This is a genomic window from Serratia sp. 2723 (assembly GCF_050434425.1).
GTDB lineage: Bacteria > Pseudomonadota > Gammaproteobacteria > Enterobacterales > Enterobacteriaceae > Chania.
In genome coordinates this window covers 74,352-100,223 of the sequence record NZ_JBNDIN010000018.1, presented here as the reverse complement: position 1 = coordinate 100,223, position 25,872 = coordinate 74,352, and the positions used below count along the sequence as shown (strand labels likewise).

The 25,872-nt window shown below is 55.2% G+C and carries 23 protein-coding genes; 15 read left to right on the top strand and 8 right to left on the bottom strand.

Going from position 1 to position 25,872, the window contains the following annotated elements; translation table 11 throughout:
- Nucleotides 1-127: 127 nt before the first annotated feature.
- On the bottom strand, nt 128-1,561 hold the full coding sequence (locus ABIE29_RS21505; protein ID WP_429621140.1) for a capsule assembly Wzi family protein: 1,434 nt from the start codon (nt 1,559-1,561) through the stop codon (nt 128-130).
- Between the two features lie 224 nt (nt 1,562-1,785).
- Here ABIE29_RS21505 and psiE point away from each other — a divergent pair, with 224 nt between their 5' ends.
- Nucleotides 1,786-2,193 carry a phosphate-starvation-inducible protein PsiE gene (gene psiE, locus ABIE29_RS21500; protein WP_429621137.1) on the top strand — a complete coding sequence of 136 codons (408 nt, stop codon included), beginning with the start codon at nt 1,786-1,788 and terminating at the stop codon, nt 2,191-2,193.
- Between the two features lie 153 nt (nt 2,194-2,346).
- On the opposite strand, the gene malG is transcribed toward psiE, so the two are convergent.
- The 3 genes from malG to malE form a co-directional block, all read right to left on the bottom strand.
- On the bottom strand, nt 2,347-3,237 hold the full coding sequence (gene malG / locus ABIE29_RS21495) for a maltose ABC transporter permease MalG (RefSeq protein WP_429621135.1): 891 nt from the start codon (nt 3,235-3,237) through the stop codon (nt 2,347-2,349).
- 12 nt (nt 3,238-3,249) lie between these two features.
- A complete protein-coding gene (malF, locus tag ABIE29_RS21490) occupies nt 3,250-4,827 on the bottom strand; it encodes a maltose ABC transporter permease MalF (RefSeq protein WP_429621133.1) in 1,578 nt (525 codons plus the stop codon).
- A gap of 92 nt (nt 4,828-4,919) precedes the next feature.
- Nucleotides 4,920-6,116, bottom strand: coding sequence for a maltose/maltodextrin ABC transporter substrate-binding protein MalE (malE, locus tag ABIE29_RS21485; protein ID WP_429621131.1), 1,197 nt, complete (start codon nt 6,114-6,116; stop codon nt 4,920-4,922).
- 354 nt (nt 6,117-6,470) lie between these two features.
- Between malE and ABIE29_RS21480 the strand changes: the two genes are divergently transcribed.
- From ABIE29_RS21480 to ubiA, 6 genes are all read left to right on the top strand, one after another.
- Nucleotides 6,471-7,445: an alpha-amylase family glycosyl hydrolase gene (locus tag ABIE29_RS21480; RefSeq protein WP_429621129.1), complete on the top strand. Its 975-nt coding sequence runs from the start codon at nt 6,471-6,473 to the stop codon at nt 7,443-7,445.
- Nucleotides 7,438-8,553 (top strand): maltose/maltodextrin ABC transporter ATP-binding protein MalK, encoded by a 1,116-nt coding sequence (gene malK, locus ABIE29_RS21475; protein WP_429621127.1) that lies wholly within the window; start codon nt 7,438-7,440, stop codon nt 8,551-8,553. The genes ABIE29_RS21480 and malK overlap by 8 nt, the downstream gene beginning before the upstream one ends.
- A 29-nt stretch (nt 8,554-8,582) precedes the next feature.
- A complete protein-coding gene (locus tag ABIE29_RS21470) occupies nt 8,583-9,878 on the top strand; it encodes a maltoporin (protein ID WP_429621125.1) in 1,296 nt (431 codons plus the stop codon).
- Nucleotides 9,879-9,991: 113 nt separating this feature from the next.
- On the top strand, nt 9,992-10,894 hold the full coding sequence (gene malM, locus ABIE29_RS21465; protein WP_429621123.1) for a maltose operon protein MalM: 903 nt from the start codon (nt 9,992-9,994) through the stop codon (nt 10,892-10,894).
- A 330-nt stretch (nt 10,895-11,224) separates the two neighbouring features.
- Nucleotides 11,225-11,746 carry a chorismate lyase gene (gene ubiC / locus ABIE29_RS21460; RefSeq protein WP_429621121.1) on the top strand — a complete coding sequence of 174 codons (522 nt, stop codon included), beginning with the start codon at nt 11,225-11,227 and terminating at the stop codon, nt 11,744-11,746.
- 17 nt (nt 11,747-11,763) lie between these two features.
- Nucleotides 11,764-12,630, top strand: a complete 867-nt coding sequence (gene ubiA / locus ABIE29_RS21455; RefSeq protein WP_429621119.1) for a 4-hydroxybenzoate octaprenyltransferase — start codon at nt 11,764-11,766, stop codon at nt 12,628-12,630.
- Nucleotides 12,631-12,698: 68 nt separating this feature from the next.
- On the opposite strand, the gene plsB is transcribed toward ubiA, so the two are convergent.
- Complete coding sequence (plsB, locus tag ABIE29_RS21450) at nt 12,699-15,164, bottom strand: glycerol-3-phosphate 1-O-acyltransferase PlsB (protein WP_429621117.1); 2,466 nt, start codon at nt 15,162-15,164, stop codon at nt 12,699-12,701.
- A gap of 325 nt (nt 15,165-15,489) precedes the next feature.
- Between plsB and ABIE29_RS21445 the strand changes: the two genes are divergently transcribed.
- The 4 genes from ABIE29_RS21445 (at nt 15,490) to ABIE29_RS21430 (ending at nt 18,570) form a co-directional block, all read left to right on the top strand.
- On the top strand, nt 15,490-15,858 hold the full coding sequence (locus ABIE29_RS21445; RefSeq protein WP_025119592.1) for a diacylglycerol kinase: 369 nt from the start codon (nt 15,490-15,492) through the stop codon (nt 15,856-15,858).
- Nucleotides 15,859-15,981: 123 nt separating this feature from the next.
- Nucleotides 15,982-16,590 carry a transcriptional repressor LexA gene (gene lexA / locus ABIE29_RS21440; RefSeq protein ID WP_021180815.1) on the top strand — a complete coding sequence of 203 codons (609 nt, stop codon included), beginning with the start codon at nt 15,982-15,984 and terminating at the stop codon, nt 16,588-16,590.
- A gap of 111 nt (nt 16,591-16,701) precedes the next feature.
- Nucleotides 16,702-18,051 carry an MATE family efflux transporter DinF gene (dinF, locus tag ABIE29_RS21435; RefSeq protein ID WP_429621114.1) on the top strand — a complete coding sequence of 450 codons (1,350 nt, stop codon included), beginning with the start codon at nt 16,702-16,704 and terminating at the stop codon, nt 18,049-18,051.
- Between the two features lie 309 nt (nt 18,052-18,360).
- Entirely contained in the window at nt 18,361-18,570 is a 210-nt protein-coding gene (locus ABIE29_RS21430; protein WP_024483982.1) for a CsbD family protein, read from the top strand.
- Between the two features lie 115 nt (nt 18,571-18,685).
- Here the strand turns inward: ABIE29_RS21430 and zur are convergent, their stop codons facing one another.
- The gene (zur, locus tag ABIE29_RS21425) at nt 18,686-19,195 is read right to left on the bottom strand and encodes a zinc uptake transcriptional repressor Zur (protein ID WP_429621111.1); all 510 of its coding nucleotides are present in this window, start codon (nt 19,193-19,195) and stop codon (nt 18,686-18,688) included.
- A gap of 241 nt (nt 19,196-19,436) precedes the next feature.
- Between zur and dusA the strand changes: the two genes are divergently transcribed.
- Both dusA and pspG read left to right on the top strand, forming a co-directional pair.
- On the top strand, nt 19,437-20,447 hold the full coding sequence (dusA, locus tag ABIE29_RS21420) for a tRNA dihydrouridine(20/20a) synthase DusA (protein ID WP_024528008.1): 1,011 nt from the start codon (nt 19,437-19,439) through the stop codon (nt 20,445-20,447).
- 158 nt (nt 20,448-20,605) lie between these two features.
- Complete coding sequence (gene pspG, locus ABIE29_RS21415) at nt 20,606-20,824, top strand: envelope stress response protein PspG (protein WP_429621109.1); 219 nt, start codon at nt 20,606-20,608, stop codon at nt 20,822-20,824.
- A gap of 296 nt (nt 20,825-21,120) precedes the next feature.
- Here the strand turns inward: pspG and ABIE29_RS21410 are convergent, their stop codons facing one another.
- Nucleotides 21,121-22,110 carry a quinone oxidoreductase gene (locus tag ABIE29_RS21410; RefSeq protein ID WP_429621107.1) on the bottom strand — a complete coding sequence of 330 codons (990 nt, stop codon included), beginning with the start codon at nt 22,108-22,110 and terminating at the stop codon, nt 21,121-21,123.
- A 167-nt stretch (nt 22,111-22,277) separates the two neighbouring features.
- Between ABIE29_RS21410 and dnaB the strand changes: the two genes are divergently transcribed.
- Together dnaB and alr are read left to right on the top strand one after the other, a co-directional pair.
- Nucleotides 22,278-23,690 (top strand): replicative DNA helicase, encoded by a 1,413-nt coding sequence (gene dnaB, locus ABIE29_RS21405; protein ID WP_024483977.1) that lies wholly within the window; start codon nt 22,278-22,280, stop codon nt 23,688-23,690.
- A 17-nt stretch (nt 23,691-23,707) separates the two neighbouring features.
- Nucleotides 23,708-24,787: an alanine racemase gene (gene alr / locus ABIE29_RS21400; protein WP_429621105.1), complete on the top strand. Its 1,080-nt coding sequence runs from the start codon at nt 23,708-23,710 to the stop codon at nt 24,785-24,787.
- A gap of 315 nt (nt 24,788-25,102) precedes the next feature.
- On the opposite strand, the gene ABIE29_RS21395 is transcribed toward alr, so the two are convergent.
- Nucleotides 25,103-25,870 (bottom strand): transporter substrate-binding domain-containing protein, encoded by a 768-nt coding sequence (locus tag ABIE29_RS21395; protein ID WP_065684851.1) that lies wholly within the window; start codon nt 25,868-25,870, stop codon nt 25,103-25,105.
- Nucleotides 25,871-25,872 lie beyond the last annotated feature (2 nt).

The window sequence follows — 25,872 nt, the reverse complement described above, 5'->3', positions numbered from 1 at the left end:
GTGAGAGTTCCATTTAAAAAGGGTCCATGATGAACATGAACCCTTTTTACACCAGCCACCGGATCGGTCAACCGATCCTTAAACGATCGGCATTACGCCGCGGCGGGTTTTTTGACATCAACAGGGATCACAGATTGATCGGTACTGCCATGCTGACACCGGCACCCACGTCATCGGCGGTGCTGTTGTTATTATCGGTGTACCACAGGCTGGTATCGAACTTCACTTGTGAAGCGAAGTTATAGCCCCAACCCAACTGAATGCCTTTCAGCGTGTCGGATTTTGGGAATGCCTGGTTGATGCTCTGGTTATTTGGGTTCACCTTGGCATATACCAGACGAGTGCTCCAGCGCTGGCCATCGTCCAGCACCAGCTCTACACGGCCGGACAGCATCTGACCGTCACCGCCCATCGCGTGGCCCAGAGGGTAGCCTTGCTGATAGTAACCGCCTCTGTAAACGTAATGGTTATACATAACGTTATTAGACTTACCATTAGCACGGGTATCTGCCCCTTCGATATGCCAGTTGATGGTAGTCGGGCCCCACTCAGGATGACCTTCTAATCCAACTAAATATGCGTTGTGAGACGGTAGCATCCCGGCCTCATCTTCACCAGTGATTTGGCCATACAGGCTGACAGGCATGCCAATTAGAGGTTGCAGTTTAAGTTTGAAATCGAAACCGCCTAATTGGTTACCTGGGTCATTATATTTGTCGCCAGTATTATCATTGCCTGATAAAGCGTCCCAGAATGAGCTCCAGGATTGTGGGCGGCCATCTCCCCCCCACATCATTACACGTGATGCACCTAATTCCAGGAAATTGGTTGGCATCATGGTAAAACGCCCACCAAACAGTTTGGTATCAGGAACTGCAGTATATTGTGACAACTGACCTGCGGTGATCTGATATTGCCAACGGCCAATCCAGGACAGCCAAGGTGTTTCGAACGGGGATTGGTCGGCACGTTGCAGCATAAAACCCGCCACTGGGCGCGCTGCGTCGGAACGGATCAGGCTGCCGTCATAGCCGGGACCCCACCATTGAGAGACTTCACCGAATGACAGCCACTGGTTCCACACTTTGATGGCACCGTATGAGCCGTTCAGGTTGAATTTGGAACCATCGGAGACGCGCTGATCGCCTTCCACGGCACCTTGCAGGCGCACGTCCCAGAACTCACCGTTGGCACCGGCGCCGATGGTCAGACTGCTGTCGGCATACTGATTTTGAGCGAAGCCCTGCGGCGTGCCAGGTTTGTCGGTAGAGGTATAACCGGTGACGGTAATATTGGCTTTTAAGTCACCCACCCGGCGCTGTACGCGGTCAATGACGGTTTTTTCTGTGTTGGTCACCGGCTTGGCTTGCGCCAGCACCGAGTTGATCTCTTCCTGGCTTAGCGGCCAGGTAGACAGGCTGACGTTAATCACACCGCGATCGGATAACCAGGCGAGGTCATTGCGCAGATCGTTATCAGGAGTCACCAGTCCGCCGGCGTAGCTGGCAAACGAACAGGTGAAAAGGCCTGCCGCGACCAGTGCGTGGAGTTTAGCTCGCATGAAAGTTCCTTTCTTAATTACGGGAATTTATAGGCATAATGCCTAAGGATGCGCCCATAATAGAGGACATTTCAATTTGCTACAAATATATACAGGCGCAATTAATTCATGCAACTAATTGAAACTAGGCTGATTCGCCTGAAGATAAACCATCAGGGCAACTTTAGGAAAAAGCCCATAAGGCAATTTCTGCACTCATAACTGACCGAACGACGGGAGAAGTCATGGCAAAAACATCACGCTCATTAATGATCGCCAAAGGGCTACAGCGGGTACTGAACGTGGGGTTGCTGCTATTGGCGGCGATTTTGGTGGTTTTTTTGGTCAAAGAAACCTTTCATTTAGCGAAAGTATTATTCGTCGGCAACGAAGAGTCTTCTTCGTATCAGCTGATTGAGGGGATCGTGATTTATTTCCTCTATTTCGAGTTTATCGCCTTGATTGTTAAATACTTTGAGTCGGGTTATCACTTCCCGCTACGCTACTTTATCTATATTGGTATTACCGCGATTATTCGTTTGATCATCGTTGATCATGAGAACCCTTTCGACACGTTGGTCTATTCCGGGGCCATATTATTACTGGTGGTGACCTTGTATCTGGCCAACACCGATCGGCTGAAGCGGGAGTAAGCATAAAAATGGCGGCCCAGCGAAGGCCGCCAAAGACACAGTTCATAATTACCCGTCGTCTTTCAAGCTACAGCTTGGTGCCTAGCTGTAACTTGAAATCCATAGGGTAATAGTTAGGGACAAAGTACATCAAACGTATTGCAGTGGCATAAATTAACCTTTCACCCCTCCCGCCGTCAGGCCACCGACCAACCAGCGCTGCGCCAGCAGGAATACGGTGGTGATCGGAATGGCGGACAGCACCGCCGCGGCGGCAAAGTCACCCCACAGGTAGTTCTGCGGATTCAGATATTGCTGCATGCCGACGGCCAGCGTGTAGCTGTCCACATCACGTAACAGCAGGGAAGCCACAGGCACCTCGGTGATCGCCGCGATAAACGACAGAATAAACACCACCGCCAGGATCGGGACCGAAAGGGGCAGCAGCACCAGGCGGAACGCTTGCCAAGGTGTGGCACCATCCAGGGCGGCGGCTTCTTCCAACGAGTTATCGATGGTTTCGAAATAGCCTTTAATGGTCCAGACATGCAGCGCAATACCGCCCATATAGGCAAATATCACGCCGCCATGGGTATTGAGGCCGATAAACGGAATGTACTGCCCCAGGCGATCGAACAGGGCGTACAGTGCGACCAAAGACAGCACAGCCGGGAACATCTGGAAGATCAGCATGCTTTTCAGCAGGGTACTTTTGCCACGAAAACGCATGCGGGCAAAGGCGTAGGCACAGGTGGTAGAGAGCGTCACGATCCCCACGGCGGTGATCGCCGCGACTTTAATCGAGTTCCACAGCCATAGCAGCACAGGGAAAGGCGGTGGAGTGACGCTGCCATCCGCCTGGGTGACGCTCATCCCCAGAGCCAACCGCCAGTGATCCCAGGAGATCTGATCCGGGATCAGACTGCCGGTGGCAAAGTTACCGGAGCGCAGCGAAATCGCCACGACCATCAGCAACGGGAACATGATCAGGGCAATAAAGCTCAGCATCAGAATATGGGTGATCCACAGGCGTACGCGCTGGGATTTGGGTTGCACCATGGCCATTGTCGTTCTCCCTTAGTCAAAGTTCATCTTGCTGGCTTTCAGATTCAGGATCGCCAGTGCGCCAACCAACAGGAAAATCAGCGTGGCAATGGCCGCCGCCAGCCCGAAGTCCTGACCCCCACCGCCTTCAAACGCGATGCGATAGGTGTAGCTCACCAACAGATCGGTATAGCCGGCCGGTGTGGTGGTGCCGATCATGTCTGGCCCGCCACGGGTCAGCAGTTGGATCAGCACGAAGTTGTTAAAGTTGAAGGCAAAGCTGGCGATCATCAGCGGCGTCAACGGCTTGATCAGCAGCGGCAGGGTGATGCGGAAGAAGTTCTGCATCGGGCTGGCTCCGTCCATTGCCGAGGCTTCATACAAATCGTCGGGAATGGCTTTCAGCAGGCCCATGCACAAGATCATCATGTAGGGATAACCCAGCCAGGTATTGACGACCAGGATCATGCTTTTGGCGGTGAGCGGATCGGTGAACCAGGCCGGTTTAATGCCGAACAGCGCGTTGAGCATCAGGTTGATTTCACCGAAGCTCTGGTTAAATAACCCTTTGAAAATCAGAATGGAAATAAACGAAGGCACCGCGTAGGGCAGGATCAGCAATACCCGATACACCGCTTTGCCTTTCAGCGCTTCCCACTGCACCACGCAGGCCAGCACCATGCCTACGGCGACGGTGAGGATCACGGTCATCACCGAGAAAATAATGGTCCAGACAAAGATGGAGATAAACGGCTTCTGGATGCCTTCGTCGTTGAGCACCCGTAAGAAGTTTTTCCAGCCGATGGTGACGGTATAACCTGGGCTGAGGGTGTCGGTGGCCCAATTACCCTCGGCGTTGAGGGCCTGATAGAAACCGATATCCGGGTTAGGGCGATACTGTACCTGGGTCTGGTTATCGGTCAGCGTGCTGCCGTCTGCGGCTAGCGTATATAGTGGGCTGGTACCGGAGAACTGGCGCAGGGAACTCATGCGCAGCTCGCCACCTTCTGGCAGGATGGCAATAATCTGGCTCAGCGTCTGGCGATTCTGGGTGATCACGCGCAGCGTTGCGCGCTCACCTGCTGGCTCAGCGCTTTCTACCGCCAATTTCAACGTTTGTGGCTCACTGGCGTTGAGGCTAAACGGCGCAGAAATCAGCAGTTGGCCGCTATCAGGATGAGTTAACTGCAAACGCCACTGTTGGTTCTCTGCCGGATACAGCCCGAAAGTGAAGGTTTTACCGGTCTGGAACTGGCGTTGCATCAGCACCGACTGAGCGCGTTCGAAGGTCAGCTGGTTGGTGCTACTGTAGTTGGTAAAGGCGATGGCGATGGTGCAAATCAGCGGGAACAGGACGAACAGCCCCATTCCGGCGACGCCAGGATAGACGTAGCGCCAGGCATAGGCACGGCGGTTGGCGAACACGTAGAGTCCTGCACTGACCAACACCAGCGTCAGGATGGCGAACAGATATTCTCCCTGTGCATACATCACCACAATCAGATAGCAGGTCACCAGGCTGAACAGGCCGACAATCAGCCATTTCAGTATGTCACTTTGCCACCACTTCGATTTTTTTCGCGCAGGTGTTCCGGCGTGAGCTAGTTGCATAGGGCTTTCCTTTCAGGTGTTACCGCGAGAGGCCAACGGTCTCTCACACAGCGGGGCAAAGGCGGGCATCACAGCCCGCCAATGGCCAGGTATTACTTGGTGATACGGGTATGTGCATCTTCCAGCGCGGCTTTCACCGTCTGGCGGCCAGTGATGGCGTTGATCACGGCACTACGCATCGCATACCAGAAGGTACTCATCTGCGGGATGTTTGGCATGATTTCGCCGTTTTGCGAGTTCTGCATGGTGGCGGCAATCTTCGGATCTTTTGCCAGCTGTTCCTGGAACGATTTCAGCGCCACGGCACCCAACGGTTTGTCTTTGTTAACGTCAGCCAGGCCCTGATCGGTGATCAGGTAGTTCTCCAGGAACTCGGTCGCCAGTTCCTTGTTCGGGCTGGCGGCGTTGATGCCTGCGGTCAGCACGCCAACAAACGGCTTGGATGGTTTGCCCTGGAAGGTTGGCAGCAGCGTGACGCCATAGTTGATTTTGCTTTGCTCGATGTTGGTCCAGGCCCAAGGCCCGTTGATGGTCATCGCCGTCTGGCCCTTGTTGAAGGCGGCTTCGGCAATCGAGTAGTCGGTATCGGCGTTGATATGCTTGTTCTTCACCAGATCGACGATGAACTGCAGGCCAGCCTGTGAACCGGCGTTGGCTACGCCCACGTCTTTGATGTTGTATTTGCCATCTGCAAACTTGAAGGCATAACCGCCATTGGCGGCAATGACTGGCCAGGTGAAGTAGGGTTCTTGCAGGTTCCACATGATGGCGCTTTTGCCTTTGGCGCGCAGCTCTTTATCCAGCGCCGGGATCTCTTCCCAGGTTTTTGGCGCTTCTTTGATCAGGTCTTTGTTATAAATCAGCGACAGGGCTTCCACCGCGATCGGGTAACCGATCAGCTTGCCGTCAAAGCGTACCGCATCCCAGGTGAACGGATAGATTTTTTCCTGGAAGGTTTTGGAAGGGTGGATTTCTGCCAACAGGCCCGATTGCGCGTAGCCCCCGAAACGGTCATGAGCCCAGAAGATGATGTCCGGACCGTCACCGGTAGCGGCAACCTGCGGGAACTTCTCTTCCAGCTTGTCCGGGTGTTCGATGGTCACTTTGATGCCGGTGTCTTTCTCAAACTTTTTACCCACCTCGGCCAGGCCGTTATAGCCTTTATCGCCGTTGATCCAGATAACCAGTTTGCCTTCTTCTATTTTGGCGAAAGCGGAGGAGGAGAGCACCAGCGTCGTCAATGCTGAAAGCGCCAGCGTGCGTACGGTTGTTGTCATTGTGCGATTCATAAATCCAATCCTTCTGTGGGGACTGCGGTAAGGAGAGCGGTTACGCGCTAATAGTGGGTCACAACCCGCTGTGTTCTCATCCTCCCCCCGTCTACGCCCCATGCCTGAGTAGTGTGATCCAGCTAGCAAACCGTCCTATTCTGTGGTGTCGGACACCAAAAGGGAGGACTATTTTTGCAGGGAAGATCACAGATTTGCCTTATGCCGGGAACTTATGTCGCGCATCGTCGTTCTCTCATCCTCCCATCTCCTCCCCCATGAAAAATCCTGTTACGGATGATTACCCCTTCTTGCCATTACCTCACTATTTGCAACATTGATTTTTATCGCCCAACGCTACAGGAATCCAGACCTATGTCACCAGTGCGTACCGCAACTCACCCTACGTTGTACCGGATCCATCCGGTCAGTTTCCGCGATGGAAACGGCGATGGCGTGGGCGACGTGCACGGCATGATGGCGGCGCTGCCCTATCTGAAAGCACTGGCGGTGGACGGACTGTTATTGCCGCAGTCGCTATCGCCAGAGGCTGGAATGAAATTGGCCGGGCATGGACTGGCACTTTGGCATAGTGAAGGCACTCAGCGTATCTGCCGCAGTGCCGCTCCCGAACAGCACTATGCTCGCAGCGCGCTGGCGCTGGAAGTGGTGCCGTTCAGCTGCGAAAAGCTGGTGGAGGTATTGCATACCCATCGCCACCGGCTGGGCGAAAAAGTCTGGAGCACCGGCGAAATCGATCAGCCGCGGGTGGTCAGCCATTGGGGGCAAGGCGATCTGCGTTCTGCGCAGGCTTTCCTGACCCTGCTGGCCTTGCTGCCCGCCCCTATCTGTTTGTATCAGGGGGAAGAGCTGGGCTTGCCACACGCGGCGGATCTGCAAGAACCGCGGGGGGCACAAACCCCGATGCCCTGGCATGAAGCGCCGGAGCAGGTCACCGCAGGAGAGATCCACTGGTACCAACAGGTGGCGATAGAACATCGTGCACTGGCTATCAGCCGCCAGCAACACGACAACCATTCAACCTTACGATACTGCCAGGCCCTGTTGGCCCTGCGTCAGCACCCGGTGATCCAGTGCGGGGTTCTGAATCAGGTCAGCCAGGAAAATGGCGTCATTCGCTTACTTATTACCCATCAGGATCAATGCCTTGAAGCGCTGATTAACCTACAGCCTTATACTCAGCCGGTCGCACCGACTGAGGCGACCAAGCCTATGGCATGGCAGTACGGTGCGCAGCAAGAGGGTCATCAATGGGTGTTGGCGGGTTTCGGTTCCGCCATCTTCACACGAAATGTTAACTGCGAAAGCAGGGGAGTAACGCATGGCTAGCGTCACACTGCGCAGCGTTTATAAGGCCTTCGGCGAGGCCGTGATTTCCAAAGACGTTAATCTGACCATCGATGACGGCGAGTTTGTGGTGTTTGTCGGGCCATCCGGCTGTGGTAAATCGACGTTGCTGCGCATGATCGCCGGGCTGGAGGATATTACCTCTGGCGATCTGTTCATCGGCGAAAAACGGATGAATGAGGTGCCGCCTTCCGAGCGCGGTATCGGCATGGTGTTCCAGTCTTACGCGCTGTATCCGCATCTGTCCGTGGCCGACAACATGTCGTTTGGCCTGAAGCTGGCCGGGGCTAAAAAAGCGGAAATCAATCAGCGGGTTAACCAGGTATCCGAAGTGCTGCAATTAGCGCATTTGCTGGACCGACGTCCAAAAGCCCTGTCCGGCGGGCAGCGCCAGCGTGTGGCGATTGGCCGTACGCTGGTGGCTGAACCTGATGTGTTCCTGCTGGACGAACCGCTTTCCAACCTGGATGCCGCACTGCGGGTGCAGATGCGCATTGAGATTTCACGTCTGCACAAGCGGCTGCAGCGCACCATGATTTACGTCACTCACGACCAGGTCGAAGCGATGACGCTGGCCGACAAAATCGTGGTGCTGGATGCCGGGTGCGTGGCCCAGATCGGCAAGCCGCTGGAACTCTATCACTACCCGGCCAACCGCTTTGTCGCGGGCTTTATCGGCTCGCCAAAAATGAATTTCCTGCCGGTGAAAGTGACCGGTGTGGAAGCGCTGCGGGTACAGATCGAACTGCCGATGCCCAATAGCCAATTGGTGTGGCTGCCGGTTGAAGGGCAGGGCATCGAGGTGGGGACCAACCTGTCGTTGGGCATCCGCCCGGAACATCTGTTACCGAGCTCTGAATCTGAAGTGACATTGATCGGTGAAGTCCAGGTGGTGGAGCAGCTCGGCAACGAGACGCAAATCCATATCCAAATTCCGGCAATTCGTCAAAACCTGGTTTACCGCCAGAACGACGTGGTGCTGGTAGAAGAAGGTGCAACATTCGCCATCGGCCTGCCGCCACACCGCTGCCACCTGTTCCGCGAGGACGGTACGGCGTGTAAACGGCTGCATCAGGAACCGGGTGTTTAAAGCATCAAGGTCTGTATAACAGGAGAATAATGATGACTACTCTGCGCAAACTTCCTCTGACTCTGGCTGTCGCCGCCGGTGTCTTATCCTCATCAGCGATGGCGGTGGATTTCCATGGCTATGCACGTTCCGGTATCGGTTGGACCGGGAGCGGTGGTGAGCAACAGTGTTTCCAGTCCACCGGCGCCAGCAGTAAGTACCGTCTTGGTAACGAATGTGAAACCTATGCGGAACTGAAACTGGGGCAGGAAGTGTGGAAAGAGGGCGACAAGAGCTTCTACTTCGACACCAACGTGGCCTATTCCGTGTCACAACAGTCTGACTGGGAATCCACCAGCCCGGCTTTCCGCGAAGTGAACGTGCAGGGTAAAAACCTGATCGACGCGTTGCCAGGTGCCAACATGTGGGCCGGTAAGCGCTTCTATCAACGTCATGACGTCCATATGATCGACTTCTACTACTGGGATATCTCAGGTCCTGGTGCCGGTCTGGAAAATATCGACCTGGGCTTCGGCAAGCTGTCTGCTGCCGTGACCCGTAACACCGAATCCGGTGGTTCCCTGGGTTACATCGACAACCAGCGTGACGAGCGTCCAACCGTCAACGACACCTTCGACCTGCGTTTGGCTGGCTTAGAACTGAACCCTGGCGGTACGTTGGAACTGGGTGTGGATTATGGCCGTGCCAACGAGCAAGACGGTTACCACCTGGCCGACGGGGCAAGCAAAGACGGTTGGATGTTTACTGCGGAACATACCCAGAGCATCCTGAGTGGCTACAACAAATTCGTGGTGCAGTACGCTACCGACTCCATGACCGCGCAAAACAATGGCCGCAGCCAAGGCGCTTCCATTGACAACAACGGCAGCATGATCCGCGTGCTGGATCACGGTGCCATCGACTTCAACGATGATTGGGCAATGATGTACGTTGCCATGTATCAGGACGTTAACCGCGACAATGACAACGGCACCACCTGGTACACCGTGGGCGTGCGCCCAATGTACAAATGGACGCCAATCATGAGCACCTTGATGGAAGTCGGCTACGACAACGTGAAGTCTCAACGTACTGGCGATCGTAACGGCCAATACAAAGTGACCCTGGCACAACAGTGGCAAGCGGGTAACAGCATCTGGTCACGTCCGGCGATCCGTGTCTTCGCGACCTACGCCAACTGGGATGAGAAGTGGGGCTACGCAAACAACGATTCTGGCGCGGGTTACAACGCAGGTACTGCCTATAACGATACCAGCATGCATACCTTCAGCCGTGGTAAAGACAGCGAAGTCACCTTCGGTGCCCAGATGGAAATCTGGTGGTAATACTGGCTTGACGGGAGGGTGCCTACGCGCCCTCCCTCTTATCGTTTAACCGGCAGTAGTGCGCTTGCCTGCCCGCTGCCGGGATATACGCTCAAAGCGAGAGGGTAATAACAATGAAAAAAAATCTACTGTCACTCTGCCTGTCTCTGGCGCTGACCGTCGGCGCACCGCTGGCGGCCTATGCCGATACCCCGGCCAACGTTGCCGTCGCACCGGCCATCAGTGCCGCCACCCTGCAAAGTTTGCCTTGGCAGCCGTTGGTGCCGCCGGTTAGCCAGGATGTCCAACTCAATAACGTCAGCCCACAGATCAACCAGGGCCAGATCCAGGGGGCCGTTGCTGCATTTACGCTGCCGGCCGATCGGGGATCGCTGGAAATCCAACTGAGCAGTCTGGCCAATAAAACCTCAATCTATGCCCCTAGCGTATTGGTGCTCGATGAACATATGCGCCCGGCGGCCTATTATCCGAGCAGCTATTTCGCTTACCAGCCACCGGGCGTGATGTCTGCCGATCGGCTGGAAGGTACGTTGAAATTGACCCCTGCGCTGGGGCAAAAACAGATTTATCTGTTGGTGTACACCACCCAGCAGGATCTGACTAAAACCACCACGCTGACCAATCCGGCGAAAGCCTACGCCCAGGGGGTGGGTAACGCGGTACCGGATATTCCGGATCCGATCGCCAGCCACAGTACCAGCGGCACGTTGAAGCTGAAGGTGACGGCAGAGCAAGGGGCCAGCAACATCATGATTGGCATGCTGCAATCGGCTCCGGCAACGCCACCGGTGGTGGTGGGTGCCACCGCTCCGGCAGTTGCGGCTCCAGCACCGGTTGCCACCGCACCGGCAGAGCCGATGCTCAATGACACCGAGGCTTACTTCAATAACGGTATCAAACAGGCGGTCAAGGCAGGGGATATCGATAAGGCGCTGAAACTGATGAATGAGGCCGAAAAACTGGGTTCGACCACCGCTCGTGAAACGTTTATTGGCAGCGTGAAAGGCAAGGGGTAATCCCCCACGCTACCGATGCTGGCTTGATGATTGGTGCGCTTCGGCGCACCTTTTTTCCTCTGCCCGACCGCGTTTCCCCACAGGTAGCCAGCAGACGGGCGCTATCCCTTTGCCACGTTGCCTGGGCCTGATGCCAACAGCGTGAACTCCCTCGAGTTATGACATCTTCCATTACGACAGCCTGCCGTTTTACCCCCTGAGCATGGGGGACGCGTTACGTCACGAATCTGCCTGCCGCTTTTGCATTTCTGCGTTACAATGGACTTCTGTTAACAGTTTGTATGGCTTGGCGCGGCACGCAGGGCGCAGCCTCCGGCCTGGAGTAGCATCATGTCTGGCAATAGGGATCCCATCCTGCCGCCTATTGAGTGGCTGTCTGAACCTTCCTCAATACCTGCCGCCGTTAGCGATTGGCTGATGGAGTTAGGTTCCATGACCCGCCGTTTTGAGCGCCATTGTGGCCGCGTGCAGGTAGAACCACAGCGTGAATGCTTCATCACTCGCGACCAGCTTGCCGAAGAGGCGCCTCATCTGCCACACAGTGAGCGCTATTGGCTGCGTGAAATCGTGTTACTGGGTGACGGCCAGCCTTGGCTGCTGGGGCGTACGGTGATCCCACAGGAAACGCTGACCGGGCCGGATCTGGCTCTGGTCGATCTGGGGACGTTGCCACTGGGCCGTTATCTGTTCAGCAGTGAAAGCCTGACGCGCGATTATATCCATGTTGGTCAGCGGAAGGATCTTTGGGCTCGGCGTTCTCGCCTCCGTCTGGCGGGAAAACCATTATTACTGACGGAACTGTTTCTACCGGCCTGTCCACTGTATACGGTGGAAAAGGGTACTCCGGCATAATTAGGGGAGAAAGAACTTTGGAAGGGAGCGTGATTCAAAGCAAATGGCAAGCCTATTGCCATCTGATGCGTATCGATAAGCCGATTGGCACGCTATTGTTGCTGTGGCCTACCCTGTGGGCATTGTGGTTGGCAGGGGGGGGAGTTCCTTCACCATCGATATTGCTGGTGTTTGTGCTTGGCGTTTTCCTGATGCGTGCTGCGGGTTGCGTGGTGAATGACTATGCCGATCGCGCTTTCGATGGGCATGTGAAACGCACCGCAGGCCGCCCGATGCCGAGCGGTCGCGTCAGCGATAAAGAGGCCAAGATCCTGTTTGTCTCGCTGGTACTGGTTTCCTTTGCGCTGGTGCTGACGTTGAACGCCATGACCATCTGGCTGTCGCTGGCGGCGCTGGCGCTGGCCTGGGTTTACCCGTTTATGAAGCGGGTGACCAATCTGCCGCAGGTGGTGTTGGGGGCGGCGTTTGGCTGGTCGATCCCGATGGCCTATGCCGCTGTCAGCGAGTCGCTGCCACTGAGCTGCTGGTTGCTGTTTCTGGCCAACATCTGCTGGACTGTGGCTTACGATACCTTGTATGCCATGGTCGATCGTGATGACGATTTGAAGATTGGTATCAAATCCACCGCGGTGCTGTTTGGCCGCCATGACAAGCTAATCGTCGGGTTGTTGCAGTTTGCTACGCTGTTGCTGATGCTGTGGGTGGGTTATCTGATGCAACTGGGGGGCGCTTTCTACTGGTCGCTGTTGCTGGCTGGAGCGTTGTTTATCCATCAGCAAAAACAGGTGGCTGGCCGCGATCGCGATGCCTGCTTCCGGGCCTTCCTCAATAACAACTACGTTGGCTTGGTGCTGTTCATCGGAATTGCGCTTAGCTACGTGTGATTTACCCAAGGCAAAAGTAAAAAGGCATCCATTATCGGATGCCTTTTTCGTGGTAACTGACCTGCAAGTTACTCGTCTTCTTTTGCCACTTCAGCCGTTAGCGCTGGGGTATTGGTTTCTTCCGGCATGCTGACGCTTTCGATGGTCAGCTTGATTTCCGGGGTGATCAGATCGCTCAACATGGTGTAAACCTCCATGGTGTGCTCGCGGATCGCATCGCCAATATCATTGATAAAGCCTTCTTCACGCAGCGTCGCCACCAGGGTGGAGAACACCGCCTTATCGAAGAATTCCGGCGCGTTGATGCCATGCAGCACCGACAAACGCTGGGCCATAATGCGGCTCTCTTTCTCCAGGGCACCCCGGTTGATACTTGGGTTGGCGCTGAGGATTGACATGGTGATGGCGTAGCGTTGCAGGGTTTCACGCACCCCGGCCGCCAACAGCTGCAACGGACGGATGCGCGCAGGGTTCAGCACCAGCTCATCGCCTTTGCTGCAAATCAGCTGCTGACGTATCAACTCTTCGATCAGCGGTTGCAGCACTTCGGCTAGCTGTTCTTTGTCGTAACGCAGGAACAGCTCGGCCTTCAGCATCGGATAGATCAGGCTGACCTGACGCAACAGCTCAACGCGCGATACGCGGCGGTGATGCATCACGATAGAGGCGATCAGCGAAGGCAGTACCAGCATATGATGGATATTGTTGCGATAGTACGTCATCAGCACCGCCTGCTCGCGAGGCAGAATGATGATGTCGCCGATGTTGTCCTTCTCCACTTCAAACTTGTTCATGTTTAAAGCGTGATCCAGCAACTGGTCTGGCGTTTGTGTTGGTACGGTGGCGTCCGGTGCATAAGGCACGTTACGCATCAGCTGTAAGTAGCATTCCAACTGTTCAAGCAACTGCTCACGGGTCAGCGAACGTTGGCGTGAGGCCAGCAGTGCGGTGGAACACAGGTTCATGGCGTTGGCAGCAGCAGCGTTGTTGATACGCACCATGATCTGAGCCGCCAGATCGTTGACCGCAGGCGTCAGCCAGCTTGGGCGCTGTGCTTCTATCGGGTCGATAGACTCACGCCAATGCGGGACGTTTTGGTTCAGGTAGGTAGTCAACGGCAGCGGTTCGCCAAAGTTCACGTAGCCCTGGCCGAGGTTGCGTAGCTTGCGCAAGCCGCGCACCATTTGCAGCAGGCTCTCTTTCTCTTTGGTCGCGCCACGCAACTCTTTGGCGTAGGTACCTACTTCCATCACGTGCTCGTAACCGATATAAATCGGCACCAGGGTGATCGGACGGGTACCGCCGCGCAGCATGGCCTGAATGGTCATCGACAGGGTGCCGGTTTTCGGTTCCAGCAGGCGGCCAGTACGGGAACGCCCGCCTTCAACAAAGTACTCGACCGAGTAACCACGGGTGAACAGCTCACCGAGGTATTCACGAAATACGGTTGAATAGAGTTTGTTGCCCTTGAAGGTGCGGCGGATAAAGAACGCGCCCAGGCGGCGGAAGATCGGCCCGGCAGGCCAGAAGTTCAGGTTGATGCCTGCCGCGATATGCGGTGGCACCAGCCCTTGATGGTAGAGCACATAGGACAGCAGCAGATAGTCCATATGGCTGCGGTGACACGGCACATAGACGATCTCGTGGCCATCCTGCGCCAGCTGACGCACGCGCTCGGCGTTGGTGACGTTGATGCCCTGATACAGCCGGTTCCAGGTCCAGCTCAACACGCGGTCGGACAGGCGCACCGTTTCATAGGAGAAATCGGCGGCAATTTCTTCCATCAGCGCAATCGCGTTCTGCTGGGCCTTCTCGTGGGAGATCTTTTTGCTGCGTGCTTCGTCTTCGACCGCTTTTTCAATCGCCTTGGAGGCCAGCAGCTTGTTGAACAGATCCTGACGGGCAGGCAGGCTTGGCCCAACGGCAGCCAGGCGCTGGCGTGCGAAGTGCATGCGTGCGACACGGGCCAGTTTTTGTGCGATGGTCTTATCGGTGCCGTGCTCGGTCGCCATTCGGCGTAGGGACACGGTGTTGGAGAAGCGGACAAAGCTGTCGCGCCCCAGCCACAGTACGGCGAAGAACTTCTGTACGCCGTTCAGCAGGCGTAAATGCGGTGTGCCGTGGCCTTCGCGCCCAGGGGAGCGGCCAAACATCACCGATACCGGCAACATCTGAATATCGAGATCCGGGTTGCTGCGGTGCAGATCCAGATAATCGTGGAACAGTTTTACCGACTCTTCTTTTGGCGTGTAATAACGGAACAGGCGTGGGCCATCGTGGATAAACACGTAGCTTGGCAGCACGGTGCCATCGATTTCCAACGGGTTAAGAGGATCGGGCAGATCTTGCGCCAGACACTGGGTGCGCAAGGTGAGTAAATCCGCCTTGGAATTATAAGGTAAAACATACAAAATCGGTCGTGAGGGATCCAACCCTAACTCCGTGACCGGATCTGAAGGGATAACCTTACTTCTTACCAACATTTTTAGCGGTAAGTTCAATATCTTATAATAGATTTTACGCCAACCTGACATGACAACGTGAAGCCTCTTGTTAGCAATTCGCCGCAAGCATACCAGAAACCGGGTAGCAGATCTGTGGCGTTAAGAAATCCACCGCCGTTCACGGCAATGGAGGTGCATAGTTGAATTATTATACCCGAGTTGACCGCTTTAGCGCATTTATGCGCTCGCGGCATGGGGACATCCCTGTACGGCATAGCCAGGTGATTAAGGTATGCCAACCTTGCTGTATACTGCGCTGCGATAAAAATGTGATTGGGCCGGCAAATCTGTCTGGAACGTTGCGGTTGGCAACATGCGGGTACATGATCCATCTTGGAGAAAGGCGTTCTTAACTATGGCAAATCAAGCAACTGGCCTGACGCGTATCATTAAAGCGGCAGGCTATTCCTATAAAGGTTTAATCGCCGCCTGGCAGAACGAAGCCGCATTCCGCCAGGAACTGGTGGCGACGGTGGTGGCTATCATCGTGGCGGTTTGGCTGGATGTGGGGGCGATAGCGCGCATCTTGTTGATCGGCTCGGTGCTGCTGGTGATGATTGTCGAAATCCTCAACAGCGCGATTGAGGCCATCGTCGATCGAGTAGGCACGGAATATCACGAGCTTTCCGGGCGGGCCAAAGATATGGGGTCGGCGGCGGTATCGCTGGCAATTATTCTGGCGCTGTTCGTTTGGGCTTCGGTACTTTGGCAGCATTTGGCGTGAAAACCGGCAGGCATCGTTGCGATCCCGCTCGCTACCTGCTGATTTTTATTTATTCTTCGGTTCCCAATCCAGACTTAGCTGTATATACTCACAGCAAGACTGTATAAACAAACAGGGGGCGGAATGAAAGCACTAACTACCAGACAGCAAGAGGTCTACGACCTGATTCGCGATCATATTTCGCAAACGGGCATGCCACCGACGCGTGCCGAGATCGCAATGCGCCTGGGGTTCCGCTCACCAAATGCCGCAGAAGAGCACTTGAAGGCGCTGGCTCGCAAAGGCGTTATCGAGATCATCTCCGGAGCTTCACGCGGCATCCGCCTGTTGATGGAAGATGAAGAGGGGTTACCTCTGGTGGGCCGTGTGGCTGCCGGTGAACCTCTGTTGGCTCAGCAGCACATTGAAGGGCACTATAAGGTGGATCCTTCTCTGTTCAAGCCTAATGCCGATTTCCTGCTGCGCGTTAGCGGCATGTCGATGCGCGATATCGGCATTCTGGATGGCGATCTGCTGGCAGTGCATAAGACTCAAGACGTACGCAACGGCCAGGTAGTCGTCGCCCGCATTGAAGACGAAGTCACGGTCAAGCGCCTGAAGAAACACGGCAACGTCGTCGAACTGCTGCCGGAAAACAGCGAATTCCAACCGATTGTGGTCGATCTGCGCCAGCAGAACTTCACCATCGAAGGCCTGGCGGTGGGTGTGATCCGCAACGGCGACTGGATCTAACCGCTTTACCTCGTATTACAGCCCTTTAAAACGGCAAACTTCGCCCCATCTCTGGGGCGATGTCAATTCTAAGCTACGCTAAAATCCATGCTTTTACGGGAACATATCGCCATGCGCCTGCTTTCTGCCTTCACCAGTGACACCGACAAAGCTCTGTGGCGTCTGGCGTTGCCGATGATCTTCTCCAATATTACCGTCCCCTTGCTTGGCCTGGTGGATACCGCCGTTATCGGCCATCTCGATAGCCCTAGCTACCTTGGCGGGGTCGCGGTGGGGTCAATGGCCACCAGCTTCCTGTTTATGTTGTTGCTGTTCCTGCGTATGAGCACCACCGGGCTGACTGCGCAGGCGCTGGGGGCGCAAGATCCCTACCGGCTGGCTCGTGCCTTTATGCAGCCATTATTGTTGGCGCTGGTCGCTGGCTTGGCGATTGTGCTGTTGCGAGCTCCGCTGATCGCCCTGGCGCTGAACATCGTGGGTGGCGATCGGGAAGTATTGGTACAGGCCAGGCTGTTTCTGGAGATCCGCTGGCTGAGCGCCCCGGCAGCGTTGGCCAATATGGTGTTGCTCGGCTGGTTGCTGGGTGTGCAGTACGTGCGGGCACCGGTGATCCTGTTGATTGTCGGTAACCTGCTGAACATCGTGCTGGATATCTGGTTGGTGATGGGGCTGGGTTGGAACGTGCAGGGGGCTGCGACCGCCACGGTGATTGCGGAGTATGCCACGCTGTTGCTGGGGGTGTGGTTAGCATGGCGGGTACTACGCATGCGGGGTATTTCGCTGGCGATGCTGCGCACCGCCTGGCGTGGAGATCTACGTCGCCTGCTGGCACTTAACCGCGACATCATGCTGCGCTCGTTATTACTGCAACTGTGTTTCGCCTCGTTGACCATTCTGGGAGCCCGCATGGGCGGAGAAGTGGTGGCGGTGAATGCGGTGCTGATGAATCTACTGACCTTTACCGCCTACGCTCTGGATGGTTTTGCCTATGCGGTGGAAGCCCATTCCGGCCATGCCTATGGTGCGAGGGACGGGCGGCAACTGCGTAAAGTATGGCTTGCGGCCTGTCGACAGGCTTGCCTGGTTGCCTGTGGTTTTGCCGTTATTTATCTGTTCGCCGGGCAACGGATTGTGGCGGGCTTAACCTCGCTGCCGGAGTTGCGTGCGCTGGCAAATCATTATCTGCCTTGGCAGGTGGTGCTGCCTCTGGTGGGGGTTTGGTGCTACCTGCTGGACGGCATGTTTATCGGTGCCACCCGTGGCGCAGAGATGCGTAACAGCATGGCGGTAGCCGCCGCGGGCTACGGGCTGACGTTGTTCACTCTGCCGATATTGGGCAACCACGGTTTATGGTTGGCTCTCGCGGTATTCCTGGCCCTGCGCGGGGCTGCTTTGGGCTGGGTATGGCATCGCCATAGCATACGCGGCACCTGGTTTTCATCCTCCATCCGCGGTGGCTAACGATCGGCGAAAAGTGCAGAATTATTGATGAAATTTAACGGATGTTTATATTTTGTTACATCTGACGCAGCGGTTTTGGTTCGCTTGCTTACTGTTTTAATAGCGTTTTTTACTATTAAGATTTTTCTCATCAAGATTTAATGCTGCTTTGTAGGTATTTTGCGTGATGGGTGACTATAGTTAATCACGTGGCTGGCGAATTAAGCCCGCGCTTAATTGGCAACGGATACATTAGATAACCTTAAATTTGACTCAGTTAAGTCCAGCCAGATTTATCTAAAACTGACAACCAAGAGTAACGGAGAGATTATGAACAAAGATCAAGCCGACGGTAACTGGAAGCAGTTTAAAGGTAAAGTGAAGGAAAAATGGGGCAAGCTGACCGATGACGATATCACCGTGATCGAAGGGAAACGCGAACAGCTGGTCGGTAAAATCCAGGAACGCTATGGCTACCAGAAAGAGGCAGCCGAAAAAGAAGTCAAAGCCTGGGAAGAGCACAGCAAGTATCGTTGGTAGCGCGATGAGCCGCTGAGTATTGCGGCGCTACGACACCATCCGGCCTGGCAGATTTCCCCCCTGCCACGGTCACGGGAACAAGGATGTACCCGCTCCCTCCTGCAATCCAAACCGCTTATTTTTTCTTTACCACAATGCTGTGGTCATGATCGCAATCGTGTTGGTTTTCACAATTTTCTACCACCACGCAGGCAGAACACAGACCGTGGGCTTCCACTACGCTATGGCGCAGCACAAATCCTGATTCTTGAGCCATTTTCTGCAAGGTTTCTTCCACCCCTTCGGTAGTGCGCTCCGTGACCTGTGCGCAGCGATCGCAGATAAACAGGGCAGAAGTGTGCATCGGTTGTTCGAAGTGATGGCACAGCACATAGCTGTTTGCCGATTCAACGCGGTGGATGAACCCCTGTTCCAGCAAGAAATCCAGTGCACGATAGACCGTAGGTGGCTTGGCCTGCGGCTCCGCCACGCGCAGTAAATCCAGCAAATCGTAAGCGCTGATGGCACCGGGTTGCTCAGCCATCAGGCGTAACACTTCCAGCCGTTGCGGGGTCAGTCGCACGTTGCGTTGCTGACAGAGTTGTTCAGCCTGCGCGAGCAGCTTTTCCTGGTTGGTTGAGTTCATGGCAATTATCCGGCTATGCAAAGAAGTCGATTTTATCATGTTTCAGTGTAATCGCCGAGGGTTGCCCCGCTTTCGCTAAATTGCTGCGTGGCGAGGTGTATAACAGCCGTGGTGTTTCTCTGCCCAGGATGAACGACGATTTTCCCAAGAGCGTCGATTGTCGTTATAATAGCCGTTTGCGGCATCGGCACAGCGCGTCGGTTGTCGAGTCCCGGACTTATCAGGTAGCCAGTAACTCAGCATGACGAAAGATATTAACAACACTCAATACGCCGCCAATCGTTTCTCCATTGCCCCTATGCTGGACTGGACCGATCGCCATTGCCGTTACTTCCACCGCCTGTTGAGCAAGGAAACGCTGCTGTACACCGAAATGGTGACCACCGGTGCGATCATCCACGGTAAAGGTGACTACCTGGCATACAGCGAGGAAGAGCACCCTGTTGCTTTGCAGCTAGGAGGCAGCGATCCGGCTGCTCTGGCGCACTGTGCCAAACTGGCGGAACAGCGTGGCTATGACGAGATTAACCTTAATGTTGGTTGCCCGTCGGATCGGGTACAGAATGGCATGTTCGGCGCTTGTCTGATGGGGCAGGCGACGTTGGTGGCCGACTGTATCAAGGCGATGCGCGATGTGGTGTCGATCCCGGTGACGGTAAAAACCCGTATTGGTATCGATGACCAGGACAGCTACGAGTTCCTGTGCGACTTTATCTCTACCGTTGCTGGGCGTGGGGAATGCGATATGTTCACCATTCATGCCCGTAAAGCCTGGCTTTCCGGCCTGAGCCCGAAAGAAAACCGCGAAGTCCCTCCGTTGGACTATCCGCGTGTTTATCAGTTGAAACGTGACTTTCCGGCGTTGACCATTGCGATCAACGGTGGCGTAAAAACGCTGGAAGAAGCTCAACAGCATCTGCAACATCTGGACGGTGTGATGATGGGGCGCGAGGCGTACCAAAACCCAGGCATTCTGGCGCGAGTGGACAGCGAGATTTTCGGCCGCCAGAGCGAGGTGATGGACAGCGTGGCGATTATCGAGTCCCTGTATCCGTATATCGAGCGCGAGCTGGCGAACGGCACCTATCTGGGCCACATCACTCGCCATATTCTTGGCCTGTTCCAGGGCATTCCTGGCGCGCGCCAGTGGCGTCGCCATCTGAGTGAAAATGCCCATAAGCCAGGAGCCGATGTGCGCACCGTCGAGCAGGCTTTGGCTTTGGTGCGTTCACCGCGTACCGAAATGGCATAATCTGCAAAAAACTTGACTAAAAGTTGGTTTTTTTGACCAGTAGCGTCATCGGCTGTGGCGCTATTTTTATATAAATTCAATAAGTTATCATTTTCTTCAAGTTGGCACGTTTCTTGTAAAGAACAAGACAGACCTATTGTTTTGCCAAGGAGCAACCCATGTTAGAACTGTTCTTTCTGATCGGCTTTGTCGCCATGCTGCTGGTAACGGGTATCTCACTGCTGGGCGTGATGGCTGCATTATTTGTAGCTGCGGCTTTTATGCTGTTGGGGGGGCTATTTGCCATGGTGTTTAAACTGCTGCCGTGGCTGATCCTGGCGGTGGTTGGCGTGTGGATATACCGCTCGATGCAGAAACCGCAGATGCGGCGCTATTAATGTTTTTTGCCTAAATATCAGTCAGTCACGCTGAAACTCACCAGGCAGATTGCTTGCCAGTGTGGCGGGGATCACAGCTTGGTGTTTTAAATGCGAATGCGGCACATTAAACATATTTTTTACTTATCGAGGCTGCTAGGATGACTCCCGCAGCAGTGATGCTAACCATTTTCATCACCGTGAGAGCTGACAAGAGTGTTGCTCTAAAGCAACCCCCATCTCTGGCGGACTCTGCTCTACCCCTACAAAGCGCAGTAAACTGGAAAGGGCTCCTTATGGAGCCCTTTCTTTTTGTGCTACAGGCCAGGGATCAACAGGCTGGAACCGCTGGTCTGGCCGCTTTCCAGGATCTGGTGTGCCCGCTGGGCATCTGCCAAGGCAAACTTCTGTGTTGCTTTCACATCAACTTTAATTGCACCGCTGCCAATCAGCGAAAACAGCTCGTTACTGGCAAACTGTAACTCCTGACGGTTGGTGATGTAACCATTGAGCGAAGGGCGGGTGACGTACAGCGAGCCTTTCTGATTGAGCAACGCCAGATCGACGCCGGTAACCGGGCCGGAGGCATTACCAAAGCTCACCATCAGCCCGCGGCGCTTCAGGCTGTTCAAGGAATCCTGCCAGGTACTTTGCCCTACGGAGTCATAGACCACGTTAACTTTCTCGCCGTTGGTCAGTTCAGCTACGCGCTGGACGATATTTTCCTGGCGATAATTGATGGTGGCCCAGGCCCCGGCACGCAAGGCTTGCTCGGCTTTTTCGTCAGAACTCACGCTGCCGATCAGTTTGGCTCCCAATGCTTTGGCCCACTGGCAGGCGATCAGCCCAACGCCTCCTGCGGCGGCATGGAACAGGAAAACCTCACCCGGCTTGACCTCATAGGTTTGGCGCAGCAGATAATGTACGGTCAACCCTTTGAGGAACGAGGCTGCCCCCTGTTCGAAAGTGAGGTTATCCGGCAGGATGGCCACCTTTTCCAATGGAACGTTGTGAACTTCACTGTAGGCACCCAGTGCGGACTGGGCATAAACCACGCGATCGCCCGGTTTGACCGCGCTGACACCTGCCCCGACCTTGATGACCACCCCAGCCGCTTCGGTACCTAACCCGCTTGGAAAGTTTGCCGGTGGGTACAGGCCGCTACGTACGTAAGTATCGATATAGTTGATACCGATCGCCTTGTTCTCGACCTGAACCTCCCCCGCAGCGGGATCGACAGGAGTAAAATCAACATACTGCAGCACTTCCGGGCCGCCGGTGGCGGAGAATTGGATGCGTTTTGACATGTCGCTACCTCGTTTAAATGGCTGTTTTCACCCTACGCTTATCAGCCCAGACTATCTAGCCCGTTGCACTGTGATTAATCCTTTTTTGCGCAGGGAATCATGGCTGAAAATCACGTATACTCTTGCGTCAGCTACCCCCATTCGCAACTGAATAAAGAATAGGCTTCATGGCAGGCAAAAAACCAACCAACAAGACAAACACGTACGAACCCAGAGACCGCCAGATGGAAGGGCTGAAGATGCCGCCACATTCGCTGGAGGCGGAGCAGTCCGTGTTGGGCGGTTTGATGCTGGATAACGAACGCTGGGATAACGTGGCGGAGCGTGTGGTCGCCAACGACTTCTTCAGCCGTCCACACCGCCTGATCTTTACCGAAATGCAGCGTCTGCTGGAAATGAGCCGGCCCATCGACCTGATCACGCTGTCCGAGTCGTTGGAACAGAGGGGCGATCTGGAAACGGTGGGCGGTTTTGCCTATCTGGCCGAATTATCGAAAAACACCCCCAGTGCGGCCAACATTGGCGCGTATGCCGATATCGTGCGTGAACGTGCGGTAGTCCGTGAAATGATCTCCGTCGCCAACGAAATCGCCGATGCGGGTTACGATCCGCAAGGGCGCAGTAGCGAAGATCTGCTCGATCTGGCCGAATCCCGGGTATTCCAGATCGCGGAAAACCGTGCCAGCAAAGATGAAGGCCCCAAAGGCATCGAACGTATTCTGGAAGATACCGTCGCCCGCATTGAGCAGCTCTATCAGCAGCCGCACGACGGCGTCACCGGCGTAGACACCGGCTATCACGATCTCAACAAGAAAACCGCCGGTCTGCAAAAGTCTGACCTGATCATCGTCGCTGCCCGTCCGGCAATGGGTAAAACCACCTTTGCGATGAACCTGTGCGAACACGCTGCGATGACGCAGGATAAACCGGTGCTGATCTTCAGCCTGGAGATGCCCTGCAACCAGATCATGATGCGTATGTTGGCCTCGCTATCGCGCGTGGATCAGACCCGTATCCGTACCGGCCAACTGGATGATGAGGATTGGGCGCGGATCTCGAGCACCATGGGGATCCTGCTGGAGAAGCGCAATATGTATATTGACGATTCCTCTGGCCTGACGCCTACCGAAGTGCGCTCACGCGCGCGGCGTATTTTCCGTGAACATGACGGGATCAGCCTGATCATGATCGACTACCTGCAGTTGATGCGTGTGCCGTCACTCTCCGACAACCGTACCTTGGAGATTGCCGAAATTTCCCGCTCGCTAAAAGCCTTGGCGAAAGAGCTGCAGGTGCCGGTGGTGGCGCTGTCGCAGTTGAACCGTAGCCTGGAGCAGCGTGCCGACAAGCGTCCGGTTAACTCTGACCTGCGTGAATCCGGCTCCATCGAGCAGGATGCCGACCTGATTATGTTCATCTACCGTGATGAGGTTTATCACGAGAACAGCGATCTGAAAGGGATTGCCGAAATTATTCTGGGTAAGCAGCGTAACGGCCCGATTGGTACCGTACGCCTGACCTTTAACGGCCAGTGGTCGCGCTTCGATAACTACGCGGGGCCACAATATGATGATGAATAATCAGCTAAGGAATTGAAATGAAAGCGGCAACTGCTGTCATCGATCGCCGCGCCCTGCGACATAACCTGCAACAGATCCGTCGCCTGGCGCCGCAAAGCCGCCTGATTGCCGTGGTGAAAGCCAACGCCTATGGACATGGCCTGTTGGAAACGGCTCACACTTTACAAGATGCCGACTGTTACGGCGTAGCGCGTATCGGCGAAGCGTTGATGCTGCGTGCCGGTGGCATCGTCAAACCGATCCTGCTGCTGGAAGGGTTCTTCTGTGCCGACGATCTGCCCGCGCTGGTAGCGAATAATATCGAAACCGCCGTTCACAGCATCGAACAGCTCGAGGCGCTGGAGCAGATTGAACTGACGCACCCGGTGTCGGTATGGATGAAGCTGGATAGCGGTATGCATCGTCTGGGCGTGCGTCCGGAACAGGCAGAAGCGTTCTACCAACGTTTGAGTGCCTGTCGCAACGTGGTGCAACCGGTCAATATCATGAGCCACTTCAGCCGTGCCGACGAGCCGCTGGTGGATGCGACCGAAAGGCAAATCAGCTGCTTTGAGCGCTTCGCCAACGATAAGCCGGGCCTGAAGTCGATCGCGGCTTCCGGCGGGATCTTGCTGTGGCCACAGGCTCATCGTGACTGGGTACGCCCAGGGATTATCCTGTATGGCGTATCTCCGTTGGAGACGCCTTACGCCGATCACTTTGGGCTGCAACCTGCCATGACGCTTAAATCCAGTCTGATTGCGGTGCGGGAGCATCGAGCCGGGGAACCTGTAGGCTACGGCGGACTGTGGGTGAGCGAGCGAGACACCCGCCTGGGTGTAGTGGCGATGGGCTATGGCGACGGTTATCCACGCAGTGCGCCTTCTGGCACGCCGGTATGGCTGAACGGGCGTGAAGTGCCGATTGTCGGTCGTATCTCCATGGATATGATTTCCGTCGATCTGGGGCCGGATGCCAGTGATAAAGTGGGTGATGAAGTGGTGCTGTGGGGCAATGAGCTGCCGGTTGAACGGGTGGCTGCCTTTAGCGGCATCAGCGCCTATGAGCTGATCACCAAGCTGACCCAGCGCGTCACGATGGAATATATCGGCGAGTAACTTTCCCTCACCCCAGCCCTCTCCCACAGGGAGAGGGCGCTGAAAGCCCCTGCTCTGTTGTAAGAAAGTCGTAAATCTCAGCAAAACCTGAGCGCCCCTGACCCAAAGTGAGTCAACGAATACACATGATGGATCGCTGTACTTTCAGACCATCTCGATCGGTCCCCAAAGGTCGAGGGGCGGGGCCGGTGTCGTAGTCAAAGCCAGAGGTTAACCTGTCACCGAGTTTATAGAACAAATTCTGTAGTCAGGTTGTGGCACGATCGGTTCCCTCTCCCTGTGGGAGAGGGTTAGGGTGAGGGGTAATACGTCAGCTTACTTCTTCACCGCCAGCCACTGGCCGATAATCTTCTGATACTCCCCGCTGGCCTTGCTCAAGTGCAGCCACTGATCGACATACAGCTTCCAACTCATATCATCACGCGGCAGCATATAGGCCTTCTCACCGTATTGCATCGGCTTATCCGGGTTCACCGCACACAGCTTGGGATAGCGTTTCTGCTGGTACAGGGCTTCGGAGGCATCGGTGATCATCACGTCGGCCTTGCGGTCTACCAACTGCTGGAAAATGCCCATATTATCGTGGGACAGCGTCAGGTTGGCCTTGGGCAGATGAGCACGGACAAAGGCTTCGTTGGTGCCACCGGCAGGCTCGATCAGCCGCACCGCAGGTTTGTTAATCTGCTCAACGGTGCGGTATTTTTTCACGTCGGTACAACGCACCAGCGGGATTTTACCGTCGGTATCAAGCCGCTCGGCAAAAAACACCTGCTTTTGGCGCTCCAACGTCACTGAGATCCCCCCCATGGCGATATCACATTTCCCGGCTACGAAGTCAGGCGTCAGGGTTTTCCAGGTCGTTTTCACCCATTTCACTTTGGCGCCCAGACTGTTGGCCAACGACTCGGCCATCGCGATGTCAATGCCTTCGTAGCTGCCATCCTCTTTCAGGAAGGTGTAGGGCTTGTAATCGCCGGTGGTACAGACCGTCAGCGTTTTTTGCTGCAATACCTTGTCCAGATTGGATTGTGCGCTGGCGCTCCCGGTGGCGACCAGCAAGGCGAGAGGCAGTAGTTTTTTCATCA